Below are 12,104 nucleotides of genomic sequence, written 5' to 3'. Positions count from 1 at the left end.
GACCCGAAACGGTGACCCGCGAAGTCCGGGGCTAGATGAGAACGAATGGCGTGAACGCCACACGACCGTCGCGCAACTGCGGGCCCAGGTGTCCGGCGTGGGCGTACGGGGCGCTCACGCACGCGCTGCCGTTGCCGCCACCAAGGCGCGGGCGCGCCTTGCTGATCTCCCTGACAAGCCGCGCCCGGTCGCTGCGTGGGCACCGCAGCAGCTTGGCGTTCGCCCCGCGATTCGCGGGGGGTCCGCCGCGGTGCCTGCTCACGAGTTTGTGCTGCCCGACTATGTCGAGCGTGAGCATGACGGGCAGCTGCGGGCGAGGCTCGAAGCGGCGAAGGCCAGTGATCAGGCCGTCTTTGTCGCCATCCGAGGCGAGTCCTGTACTGGAAAGACGCGCACCGCGTACGAGGCGGTCCGGGCGTGTCTGGGCGACTGGGACCTGGTTTTCCCGAAGGGGGTCGACAGTCTTCTGGCTCTCCTGGCCGCGGGTGCCGTCGCACCGGGCACCGTCCTGTGGCTCAACGACGCGCAGGACTTCCTCCGGAGCGCCGGGGGTGAGGCTGCGGCGGCCGCGCTGCGACGCCGTCTCGAAGATCCAGGACCGGTGGTCATCATCGCGACCGTCTGGCCTACCGACTACCGGGCCTTGACTGCCGCGCCCCAAGGCGATGTGGATGCGCATGGGCAGGCCCGTGCGCTCCTGGCCCCAGTGGTTCCGGTCGATGTGCCGCCAGCCTTCACCGAGTTGGAATTGCGGGTTCTGCGAGCGCGCCACGATCCCTCGCTGGAGACGGCCGCCCGGACCAGTCCGACCGGTGCCATCACCCAGACTCTCGCCGCGGGCCCGCAGCTGGTCGACCATTATGAAAGCGCCATCGCTCCCGACGGCCCGTATGGCAAGGCGATCGTCACCGCGGCTATGGATGCTCGCCGCTTCGGTCTGGCCTCTCCGCTGACCGAAGTGTTTCTGGAAGCGGCGGCACCCGGCTATCTGACCGAGCGGCAGCGAGCCGACGCAGATCCCGGCGCCTGGTTCGCCGGCGCCCTCCGCTACGCCAGGACGATGGTGATGGAGGTGACGGCGGCGCTGGAGGCGGTGGCCCACCCCAGTGGCATGGGCTCGATCCCCGGCAAGTACAGACTCGCCGACTACCTCGACCACCAGGCCCGCACCACCCGCCAGTACATGTTCCCACCAGCATCCTTCTGGAGCGCCATCGAGCGCCACGCCCCCGCCGTGGAGCTGAAGAACCTCGGCGCCGCCGCAGAGCAGCACGGCCGGTATCGCATCGCTGGCGCCCTCTACCAGCGGGCAGTCGAAGCCGGGGAGATTACCGCCGCGGGGCGGCTGGCGAGCCTGCTGCAGCGAGCCGGGGACATGGAACAGGCGATCGCCCTCTTCCAGAAAGCGGCTGCCGCCGACGTTTCCTGGGCCTGGCGGGAACTGGTGAGTCTTGAGGAGGATGCCGGGCGCCCGGAGGGCGCCGAGGCACGGCTGCGGCAGGCAGTCGCCGCAGGTGATGCACAATCCCTCTACGACCTGGTGGACCGCCTGGAGAGGGCCGGCGAACGGGACGAAGCCGAGTCGCTGGCCCGAGAAGCTGCTGCTGACGGGCACACTGGGATCTTGGTGAACCTCGCGGATCTGCGGCGGGTGCTCGGAGACCCCACGGGAGCCGAGGTCCTGCTCCGGGAGGCAGGCGACGCCGGTGACGCCTGGGCTCCGAGCAGCCTGGCGATGATGCGCACGGCGGCCGGGGACTTGGAGGCCGCGGAGGCCTTGCTGCGGGAGCCGGTGTCGGCGGGCCACGACGCGTGCGCCGAGACCCTCTACTCGCTGATGGAACTGCGTCAGGACCGCGGGGACCAGGAGGCAGCCAGGGCGCTGCTCCTGGAGGCCGCGGAAGCCGGGAGCACGACCGCCCTGTACGACCTGACGATGGAGCGCGAAGGAGCCGGCGACCACACAGAAGCGGAGCGGCTGGCCCGGGAGGCCGGCGCCCTCGATGATCCCGACCCCCTGCAGGAACTCGCGTTGCGGCGCGAGGCGGCCGGAGAGCATGCGCTCGCCATGCTGCTGGCCCGAGAAGCGTCCTCGTGCGGGGACACGTCGGCCTTGCATGATCTGGCCATGCTGCGCGAGAAGGCGGAGGATCGGCAAGGAGCAGAGAGGTTGGCTCGCGAGGCCACCGCCGGCGGGCACCCTTACGCGCTGCAGGCTTTGGCACTACTGCGTGCAGAAGCCGGAGACAAGGAAGGAGCGCACCGGTTGGCGTGGGAGGCTGTGCGCGCTGGAGAACCCGATGTCCTGCGCCGCCTGCTGGACCAACAGGTTGAGGAGGGGGACCGGGCCGGGGCCGAGCGGTCGGTCCTGAACGCCGCCAACTGCGGGTATCACTGGGCCCTGACGGAGTTGGCGCGGTTGCGAGAGATGGCTGGCGATCCGGCAGAAGCTGAGCAAATTCGACGGTTCGGTTTGGAAGCCGATGGCTCCGTCTGCCGCCGCTACTGACCTGGGCCAGAAATCGGTAAGGACAGTACAAAGATGTTCGTCGAAGCCGCCAGCGCCCACCTCAACGGACCCAACGGTCCTCGCTAGGCCGGGCCCGGTACCGAGTGCGCCTGCCGCCGAAGGGCGGACCGGGCGGGAGATTCAGAGTCGGCTGCGCTACGGGCGCCGGTCGGCTGGTGCCGTCGGACAGGCGAGCGCAGGCAACGCCTGCCGTGTGCCCGGCCGCGGTGAACGTGATCGCGGCGGGGCGCTGGGCCCAAAAAGGGGCGACGTCCATGAGGTGGTCGCTGTGTTCCTTGATGAGCAGACGCAGCCACACCTCCGTTGTTCCGCGCGGGGTGGTGTGTCACCTGAGTTCCACCGCGTATGAGCCGCCGTCGAACGTCCAGCCGTCGGTGCCTTCGCCGATGTCCTGCACGATGACGTCGTCGATGAAGTGGTCCTCGAAGTCGTCGTCGGTGAGCTCGCCCGCCATCCAGAGTTCCTCGATGGCGTTCCAGTCGCCTTGGCGGCCGTCGATTCGCAAAGGCGCGGCGTTGCGTGTTCCGCGCTCGCGCCGGTCGCGGCCGGTGGTGACCCAGCCGCTGATCTCGAAGTCGCCGTTCTTGAAACGGTCGGGGATCGGGTCGGCGGGGACGATGGCGACGTTCTCGTAGGCGGTGTGGATGAGGTCGCGGTAGCTGCGGCGGACGTTGTACTCGGGGTCGGACAGCCAGTTGAGCAGTGTTTTGACGGTCACGTCGAGGCCGGCTTCTTCCAGGGCCTGGTAGCCGCGGTGGGTTCCGGTGAGCTGGCTGAGCTGGGCGTGCCAGTGCTTGGCGTTGTACGACGACAGCCGGTGGCGGGGTGTGACCTGGGAGCGCAGGAGGTCATTGAGCGCGGCGCCGAGGGATCCTCCATGTCCGGTGGGCCCGGCCATCAGTCGTCACCCTCGGGGATGATCTCGCCGGGCTGGATGAACTTGGCCTTGACCTCGCCGAAGCCGGTCCCGATCCGGTACGTGGACGGTGGGGTGTCGTCGGGTGTCCAGAAGACGGCCGCGTCGACGTTGCGCAGAGCGATGAGCGTGTGCCCTTCCTGGACCGCCTTGAAGGCCGTGGTCCAGTGACGGACAGAGGCCTCGGCGACCATGCTCATGCGCCAGTCCGGCCGCCAGAACGGGGACTTCTGTTCCTGGCGCTTGGGCCACAGCAGGCGCAGCGCGATCGACAGTCGGGTCTTGTACGCCTTGTAGGGCTCGCCGCCGGTCTGGACGAGCTCCATACGCGCCTGCCGGGCGGCGGCGTAGAACGGCTTGAACAGGGACTCGTTAGCCTTGCCGGTCCAGGAGTCGTGGATGGTCGGCATCGCGGCGAGGTGGCCGTCGCGGACGAGCCTGTCCAGCTGCTTGATGTGCGGGGTGGTGACCCACACGCGGCCTTGCTCGTCGGGCCGCTCGATGATCCGGCCCAGCGGGTGCGGCATGTCGGCGCGGGGCCATTCCGGGATGTCGATGAGGTAGATCCCGGCGCTGGCCTTGTCGAACGCGGCAAGGGGACCGGTGTGCAGCAGCTTGTTCGGGGCCAGAGGAACGGCCGAACACGCGGACGGGTAACTGCCGTTGCGGTCGATCAGGCACAGCAGCCCATCGCCGTAGGAGGCGGGGACAGTGAGCTGATCGCGGCGGACCCGCTTTCCGTTCTCCCGGATGTAGGGCACCCGGGTGCTGGTCACCTCGGGGTGGACCCAGCGCGGTTCGCCGTCCATGCGCTCACTGATCAGCGGCCACGGACCGCTCTCCCGATCCTCGATACGGATCACCTTGATCGGGTGCATCTTCGAGCGGGCGACCGCGTCCTTGAGCAGCTTCAGCGCGGGAAACGGTGCGCTGTCCGGCTCGTCCTCCTCGTCTCCCGGCCGGAGCTCCTGCTCTCGCTCTTCATCGGCCTCGTCGTCGGTGGCAGGTCCGCTGTCTGCAACGGGTTGGCCTGCAACAGGCTGCCCAGGGGTGCTGGCGGACACGGTGGTGTTGTACGCGGCTAGCGCGGCGGCAAGGCGGCGTCCCTCGGTATCGTCCGGCAGCGGCTGTGGCGACGCGGCCGTCTGGGCAAGGGACGGCCTGAGGTCGGCGAGGGCTTCCTGGTCCCCGTTGGTCAGGGCGGCGCGCAGCGCGGCCAGCACATGAGTGACGAAGGCCGGCAGCCCCTGTCGGGCGCCGGATGTGTAGGGAAGCGCGGCTTCGGCCAGCTCCCGCTCCTCGGCCGTGCCGAGAGTCCGGGCGGGTTCTGCGCTGCGTGCGTGGCCGACGGGGGCGGTTCCGGCGTCAAGGAAGCGGGCGTGCAGCAGATCGGGGCGTAGGTATGCCGAGCCGATCGTGCCGAAGTCGCGTTCCGCGACGGTCACCTGGACCTTGGCAGGGTCATTGGTCGGCGCGAGCGTGACCAGGACGTCGGCGTCCAGGAGGCCCAGGAGGGTGGGGTCGGCGCTGTCGACGATGGCGAGCACCGGCACGTGCAGCGTGCGGGCGAGGGAGGCCAGGACCTGGGAGGCGTTCGGGAGACGGTCACCCGACAGAGGCAGACGAGTGTTGTGGGCGGCCTGGAGCCGGTCCACGACCACGAGGGCCAGGTTCTCGACGTACGGGGCGGTCTCCGCGATTGCCTCGGCGGTCAGATCGCTGCCGTCGTCGATCAGGAGCGGCGCCTGGACCAGCTCTCGGGCGAGCTGCTGCTCGCGCTCGGTGAGCTGGCCCTGCTTCAGACGCGGGTAGTCGCCCCCGGTCTCCGCGGAGATGATCCGGCGCATGATGTCCGCCTGGTTCGGCCCGGACGCCGCGTAGAGGACTTTGTGGTTGTCGACGAGCGCGGTCTGCCGTGCGGCGGCCAGGCCCAGCAGGCTTCCACCGACGTTCGGGGCGGCCGCTACGAGCGTCAGCCGACCTGATTGCAGACCGCCCGTTGCAGAGTCCAGGCCGGGCAGCCCGAACGTCGTGCTACCGACAGGGCCTGAGGTGAGTGCGGCGCCGATGGCATCGCCCAGCGTGGTGAGCCTGCGCGGCGTGCGGCCGCTGTCCGGATTGCGTGGGCTGTTCACCGCACCTTCTACGGACGCCGCGCCTGCGGCCGGATCGGCTGAGTGCGTACCGGAGTCGACGTCGGCGGGCAGCAGTACCGCGACCGGAGTGGTGTTCTTCAGGAGCACCTGCGGCTGCCCCTTGGCCGCTCGCGTGATGAGCTCACCGAAGTCCTTCTGCGCCGCACTGAGAACGTGGGACGGCAGGGCTTCGGTGTTCCGTGCCGCGGGAAGCCGGTCGAGCGGTGCCAGCAGCACGCGCTCCTGTCGCTTCTGGCCCTTGTAGATCAGGGTCGTGCGTCCGTCTTCCACGGCGCGCTTCACGAGGGCGTAGAGGGCGTTGCGCGCCTCGGTGGCGTTCATCGCGGTCTCTTCGTGTGCCGACTGATTCACTTACCCTCCCCGATCTAGCAATCCACCACCATGATAGCAGGCCTGCACACTCTTACGGTTCAAAGTCACACCTATTTCTAGGACTTCCCACTCAGAAGATGAGCGTTTCGGTGTGTGTTGACCCCTCAGGCGCGAAGCGGAAAGGCCGGGACCCTGAACTGCCGGTCCCGGCCTTTCACTAACGCCGCCCGTGGACGCTCACACGGTCTGGTGCGATGTCAGCTCCGGGGCGTCAAGTCCTGTTCGGTACTTCGTTGTAGGCGAGGTGGCCGACAGCGGAGTAGGCCGTGCCCGTCTTGTCGGCGAGCCCGCCCGCGAGATCCTGCGCCGCATGGGAGTTCTCGGTAAACCGCCGGACCACGTCCTCGAGGGAGTCGCCCCGTAGGTCGGACGTCAGGCGCCCCATGGAGTGCAAGTCCTGCACGGCGTTCCCGATGAGGCCGAGGGCGTTCCTCATCTCCGCGGCGGCGCGGGTGAGGTAGCTGTAGATGCGGTAGGCCTCCCCCGGGTACTGCAGGCCCTGGCGGTGCAGGGCGTTGACCAGGTCGACCAGGGACCGCGCCGCGCTCTCCGCGTGCTGCTCCAGGTTCTGGCTCATTGTGGTCTCCTTCGGCGTCATGTCGGTGGGCACGCCGTACGTGGCGAGGTGGTCAAGGCCCAGAAGGTCGGCGCCCCGGCTTCGGGCGGTGCGATCCGGAACGTCCGCGACAGGGGTCGTCAGGCCCCTCCGGCCGCTGTCCGTGTGGCCGATCACGGAAGGGGGTCGGCGGCTGTGGTGGGCCCACAGGTCGAGCGTGTCCTCCAGGAGCGCCGCACGGTCGGTCCGGGACATCAGCGAGACCCCCCATGGCAGCAGCTCGGGTTCGGCCTGCTCGCGGGCCTTGGCCGGCTTCGACATCTTCCCCCTACTACAGCGTCCGTACCTGCCCGCCGTGCCCGCAGCGGGCACGGCGGGCAGGCGACTGACCTGGAGCGTAAAAGGAATTTGCCCGCACTGCCCGCCCCTTCGGACACCACGCATGCTCGGCTTGCACTCTCCCTTTACGCGACCGCTGGGGTCGAAGAGGGAGGTAGTTGACGTGTACGTCGATGTAGTGGTGGTCGGAGCGGTGATCACAGGAGCGGCGATGCTAGGGGCGGCAGTAGTGACGGGGACAGCGGCGATCGTGGCGGCTTTGATCTCGCGCCGAGGCCGCGGCGGTTCATGATGCCAAGTCAGCCAGGCGGCCGGCGCGTCGGCCGCCCGCCTCAGGCTGGGCCGTCCGGCAAGGAGAGGCTGGCGGTCGGCATTGGTCCAGCACCCGAACTGTTCAGTGGGGCATGCGGGAGGTCTCTTCGGTGCGCGTGGCGTACGCGGCTCATGCGACGCTGTGCGGGCGAGGCCGCCCGCCGAGCGCCTCGGTCATCTCAGCGGCCTGGTCGAGCATCTGCTGGACCCGCTTGCAGTGGACCGCATTGGGCCTGCCGGCCCCAAGAAGCGGCAGGGCGGGCATATTGACGTTAGCCTCGCAGATGGCGGGCCCGTGCCCGTCGACGACAGCGGGCACGGCGGGGAGGGGACGTTGCGATCCGCACAGCGTGAGTTGTACGAGGCGCTTGTCGCGCTGCGGAGCAGGGCTCAGCGGAGTCGGCAGCGCAGGGGTGAGCCGGCGTCCCAGCGGGACGTGGCCCGCGATGCGGAGAAACTGCTCAAGGGAACCAGGTTCCAGAAAGTCAAGCTGTCGGCGCGCATCAGTGAGTGGGCGCCGCCGGCAGACAAGGTTGCTGAAAGGGAGAAGGAACCGGTCGTACCAGGGGAGTTCGAGCCGCTGTGGGCGCTGGTGCGGGCATGGAGCGCCTGGGCTGGTGAGCGGCCCGACCAAAGGGACTGGGCTCAGCTTGTCGAGGCGGCCAGGGAGGAGAACCGGTCTGCCCGAGCCATGCGCGGCTTCAGTGACGTGGTCCCGATCGCCTTGCCACCCGGCGTCGCGGACTTCACCGCCCGAGACGTGGAAGCCAGTCGGCTCCTGGATGCCCTGGATCCCTCTGATCTGGAACGCGGCATGCACGGAGCAGCGATCGACGGCATGGCGGGCGTCGGCAAGACCGCCCTGGCACTACACGTCGCCCACGAGACCGTACGCCGGCAGTGGTTTTCCGGTGGTGTGCTGTTCGTGGATCTGCAGGGGTACGACGATGAGCGTGTTCTGAGTGCCGATCAGGCGGCCGCCGAACTCCTGCGACAGGCTGGGGACGAGCCGGGTTCCGCATCGACGACGGTCGCAGAGCGACTAACTGCGTACCGGAAGATGCTCCGCTGCGCGAGTGGCCCCGTCCTCATCATTCTGGACAACGCCTCCGCCGCGAACCAGGTGATGCCGCTGCATCCCTCCGAGGGTGGCCATCGGCTGCTGGTGACCTCCCGCTACAAGCTCCCGGGCGTCAGTGGCGTACGAAAGATTGGCCTCGGCGTCCTGGGTTCGGCCGAGAGCATCGAGCTGATGGGGCGGCACTTGCGGACTGCTGTTCCGGACGACTCGCGCGTGGACAGGCAGCCCGAGGAGGCCGAGCGCTTGGTCGGCCTGTGCGGCCACTTGCCCCTGGCCCTGCGCATCGTGGCGTCACTGCTGGAGATCGAGCCGAACCGCCCACTGGCTCGGCTCGCTGACGAACTGGCTGATGAACGCGGCCGACTCGATCTGCTGCACCCCGGGGACGCGGACGAGGCACCGGTACGCGCCGCCTTCGCCGTCTCCTACCGGCACTTGGGGCTGGGCAATGTCGCGCGGGGCGACACCTTGCGACGACTTTTCCGGCTACTGCCCTTCGGGCCGTACCCAGACCCGAGCACCCGCGCAGCCGCCGCGATGTTGGAACGCCCGGTCGAGGAGGCCCGCCCCTTGCTGCGCGAACTGGCCCGCGCTCACCTCATTGAGCCCGGACGACGCGACGAGCTTTGGGATATGCACGACCTCGTTCGGCTCTATGCCCAGGAGCTGTGCATGGAAGACCTGCCTACAAGAGAGCGTAGCGAGGTCTTCCTACGCGCCAACCGCGCCGAGTGGTACCGCGTTGACCGGGACGAAACTGTCGAGTTCAAGTGGGCAGACCGGGTCGTCGCCCGTTTCAACGGCTGGGGCGACGCGCTCGCCTGGCCAGAAGCGGAGCGAACCGCCCATCTGATGCGCCCAGAGGAAGTGGTGGAACGCACCGGTTACGACAGCGCCCTCGCCTATCTGGAGGCGGGGATCGTCGCCTTTGGCGAGCGTCACTTGTCCGGCGAGAGTCCCGACCAGACACTTCACTCCCTGCGGATGACCATGCTCAATCTTCGGACAACGGTGGAGCACATGGTTTCGGTTGACGCGGGGCAGTCCACCGAGCGCGCGGATTCCACGGAGGTCGAGGACGCTGAGGATGACGAAGATGTCGACGATGTGGATCCCAAGATCCTCTGGCAGAGAGAGACCGCGCGCATCCTCGAAGAGGAAGTTGGGCCCAAGGCTCTGGAGGCGTCGCTAGAAGGACGGCACGATGAAGCGGTCAAGATCCTCATGTCATTCGCTGAAAGGTGGAGCAAGGTTTCCGCCCTTGCCCCGTTCAACGAGGCGAGCCTCCTGAGGCGGATTGGTGATATCCGGGCCGTACAGGGATGTATCCCGGAAGCGCGCCAGGCGTGGAACAGGGCGATCGACTTGATGACGAACGCCGGAAGACCGGAGCAGGCGGACGAGATCCGCGCCCATCTGCGAAGCCTGCCCTCGCTCCCCACCACCTGACCCGGCCAGAATCGGTGAACCGCTCGCCCCGCTGAGTGGGGAAGTTTCGTTCCGCGGAGAGGTCGACCAGCATCGCGCACGCGACCTGCACTCCCCTGAACGTGCTCAGTTGGTGGAGGGGAGAGGGGCGAGTCTTCGGTCGCTGTCGCGTTTCTTCAGGGCGAGGTTTTCGTGGTAGAGGTTCGCGGTCACCGTCGCGAGGGCGTCGAGTTTGCCGTTGAGCTGCGTGACCTCGGCTCTGGCCTCACGAAGCTGCTTGCGGAGCTCGGCGATCGTCTCGTCCCGGGAGACCTCGCCGGGGGTGCGGAGGACAGGTCGGGCGACCTTGACGTTCCACTCGGCGAGGATGTCGTCGTCGCGGTGGACGGTCGCGTGGCTGACCTGGGCTTCTCGAGCGAGGTTCTCCTTGGTGAGGGCGCCGTCGGTGTGCAGGGGTTCGCCGGCCAGCAGCCGGGCCATGGCCTCGCGGAGCTTGGTAGCGGTCTGGGCGGACACCGGCATCAAGGGGTGACTCCTTCTTGTCGAAGCGCGCGCGTGACGCGCTGTACGCCGGCGAGACGGATCAGGACGGCTTCGCGGCCGGGCGGTGACAGGGTCGGGTCCTGGGCTCTGGCTGTGAGGTCGTCTTCCTCTGCGATCCAGATCGGAGCGTGTCGTCGCGTGATCACGGAGTTGCGGCAGCGGTCGGGTTGGCAGGCGCCGATCAGCGGGGCCGTGCCCCGCTGATCGGCGGGCAGCTCCTTCTGGCACTCGGCCTGCGGGGCGTCGAACATGCAGTGGTTGATGGCTCCCAGGTGGAGGTTGGTGAACTGGGTGGCGAGCAGGGCTGCCTCGGCCTGTTCATCGGCGATCTGCGCCCGTAGGACGGGGTCCTCGTTCATGGTCGAGATGACCGTGTCCAGGCCGGCGTGCAGCCGGTCAGCGCCGGGCCCGACCGCGACCTTCTCGCCTGTTCGGCGTGCCCGGAGGAGGTTGACCAACCGGAGTGCGGCGGCGTACTCAAGTTGCTGGTCGAACTCCTTGGCCCACGTGGTGTCCATCTGCGCGTAGCCCTGCGTGGTGCAGTTGGCCAGTGCCCGGCGGGCAGCGTGCTTGAGCTGGAGGCCGAGGGCGACTTCGGAGCCCGGCTCGCGTCCGGTGATCACCGACATCGTGCGCCGGAACATGTGCGAGCGGACGTGCGCGTCGGGGATGGTCTCCAGCCCGTAGGCGTCGGCGCTGGCGTTGACGTGCTTGATGAAGTAGTCGATGTCTTCGGCGGCGATGATGCCGCGGCCCTCTCTGTGGGCATGCGCCCTCGTCCGGCACGCGTACGTCGACCTGTACGAACGCCGCTACACCGACGCCACTGGCACGCTCTCGGCTGCTGAGAAAGTGGCACGACGCGGGGACAGCTCACTGTCCACCCGCTACTGGGTCACCTCCGTCCAGGCCGAGGCATACGCCGGCCTCGGAAACCTCTCTGCCTGCGAGCGCGCCTGGACGAGGCGGAGAAGGTGACGGACTTGACCTACCCGGCCCACAACAGCGGCTGGCTACGCTTCGACGGCTCCCGCCTCGCCGAAGAACGCGGCGCCCGCTACCTCCAACTCGGCCGCCTCGACCTCGCCGAGAAAGCCCTCAGCGACGCCCTCAGCCAGGACGTCCTCGCCTCCGGTCAGTCCTTCCGACGGCGCGGCGCGGTCCTGACCGACCTCGCCTCCATCGGCGCCAAACGCCACGACCCGGAACAGGTCCTCACCTACGGCCGCGAGGCACTGCAGCTCGCCCGAGCAACCTCCTCCGGCTACGTCGCCCGTAGACTCCATATGCTACGAACCGGCCTCGGCCCACTCACCCGCGATGCCCGTGTGGTCGAACTGGGCGCCGAGATCGACGCACTGTGCACGATGTGACAAGAGGGGAAGGCATGTCGCAGACCGAGGGCGCACGACTGTTCCGCGAGGCTTGGATCACCGGCGTGCACAAGCACTTCCCCGGCGAGCCCAAGCCCAGCTACGTCACCCCCTGGGAGCAAACCCCGGAGTGGGAGCGCCAGGCCGCCGGCGCCGTCTACGACCAGGTGCGACAGTTCCTCGACCTCAGCGACCACCACGCCTCCCGCCTCACCCGCGAGCAGAAGAGCCGCTTCGTCGCCACCTGCTGGACCGCCCAGATGTACAAGCACTTCGAGAACCCCAAGCCCGGGTACGTCGCCGACTGGCCCGACCTTCCCAACTGGCAGAAAGAGACCGACGCCGACATCTTCGAGGCCATCGAGGACTCCTCGAAGTAGCCGCGCACTCCCAAGACGCTAACCATGGACGTCCGTCCGCCCCTGAGCCGCCAGCCGAACGCCGACGCCCGAGCACCGAGCACCGAGCACCGAGCACCGAGCACCGAGCACCGAGCAC

The 12,104-nt window shown here is 68.5% G+C and carries 8 protein-coding genes and 1 pseudogene; 4 read left to right on the top strand and 5 right to left on the bottom strand.

Annotation, left to right across the window (positions count from 1 at the left end; all coding sequences use genetic code 11):
- Window positions 1-268 precede the first annotated feature (268 nt).
- Window positions 269-2,509 carry a hypothetical protein gene (locus tag StrepF001_RS42670; protein ID WP_206307135.1) on the top strand — a complete coding sequence of 747 codons (2,241 nt, stop codon included), beginning with the start codon at window positions 269-271 and terminating at the stop codon, window positions 2,507-2,509.
- A gap of 346 nt (window positions 2,510-2,855) precedes the next feature.
- Here the strand turns inward: StrepF001_RS42670 and StrepF001_RS42665 are convergent, their stop codons facing one another.
- From StrepF001_RS42665 to StrepF001_RS42655, 3 genes are all read right to left on the bottom strand, one after another.
- Window positions 2,856-3,428: a hypothetical protein gene (locus StrepF001_RS42665; RefSeq protein ID WP_129803460.1), complete on the bottom strand. Its 573-nt coding sequence runs from the start codon at window positions 3,426-3,428 to the stop codon at window positions 2,856-2,858.
- On the bottom strand, window positions 3,428-5,953 hold the full coding sequence (locus tag StrepF001_RS42660) for a type II toxin-antitoxin system prevent-host-death family antitoxin (protein WP_240797968.1): 2,526 nt from the start codon (window positions 5,951-5,953) through the stop codon (window positions 3,428-3,430). Before StrepF001_RS42660 ends, StrepF001_RS42665 begins: the two co-directional genes overlap by 1 nt.
- A 232-nt stretch (window positions 5,954-6,185) precedes the next feature.
- Entirely contained in the window at window positions 6,186-6,851 is a 666-nt protein-coding gene (locus tag StrepF001_RS42655; RefSeq protein ID WP_129803459.1) for a hypothetical protein, read from the bottom strand.
- Window positions 6,852-7,617: 766 nt separating this feature from the next.
- On the opposite strand from StrepF001_RS42655, the gene StrepF001_RS42650 reads away from it, so the two are divergent.
- Window positions 7,618-9,711: an NB-ARC domain-containing protein gene (locus StrepF001_RS42650; RefSeq protein ID WP_129803458.1), complete on the top strand. Its 2,094-nt coding sequence runs from the start codon at window positions 7,618-7,620 to the stop codon at window positions 9,709-9,711.
- Between the two features lie 105 nt (window positions 9,712-9,816).
- On the opposite strand, the gene StrepF001_RS42645 is transcribed toward StrepF001_RS42650, so the two are convergent.
- Both StrepF001_RS42645 and StrepF001_RS42640 read right to left on the bottom strand, forming a co-directional pair.
- Window positions 9,817-10,212 carry a hypothetical protein gene (locus tag StrepF001_RS42645; RefSeq protein WP_129803457.1) on the bottom strand — a complete coding sequence of 132 codons (396 nt, stop codon included), beginning with the start codon at window positions 10,210-10,212 and terminating at the stop codon, window positions 9,817-9,819.
- Window positions 10,212-10,877 carry a hypothetical protein gene (locus StrepF001_RS42640; protein ID WP_129803456.1) on the bottom strand — a complete coding sequence of 222 codons (666 nt, stop codon included), beginning with the start codon at window positions 10,875-10,877 and terminating at the stop codon, window positions 10,212-10,214. Before StrepF001_RS42640 ends, StrepF001_RS42645 begins: the two co-directional genes overlap by 1 nt.
- A gap of 115 nt (window positions 10,878-10,992) precedes the next feature.
- Here StrepF001_RS42640 and StrepF001_RS42635 point away from each other — a divergent pair.
- Window positions 10,993-11,606 (top strand): annotated as a pseudogene (locus tag StrepF001_RS42635) (transcriptional regulator); the annotation flags it as partial.
- Window positions 11,607-11,620: 14 nt separating this feature from the next.
- Complete coding sequence (locus tag StrepF001_RS42630; protein WP_129803455.1) at window positions 11,621-11,986, top strand: hypothetical protein; 366 nt, start codon at window positions 11,621-11,623, stop codon at window positions 11,984-11,986.
- The last annotated feature ends 118 nt before the right edge of the window (window positions 11,987-12,104 follow it).

Origin of the sequence: Streptomyces sp. F001, assembly GCF_004187715.1 — a bacterium.
Lineage (GTDB): Bacteria > Actinomycetota > Actinomycetes > Streptomycetales > Streptomycetaceae > Streptomyces > Streptomyces flavusporus.
This window is presented reverse-complemented; position numbering and strand designations above follow the sequence as displayed.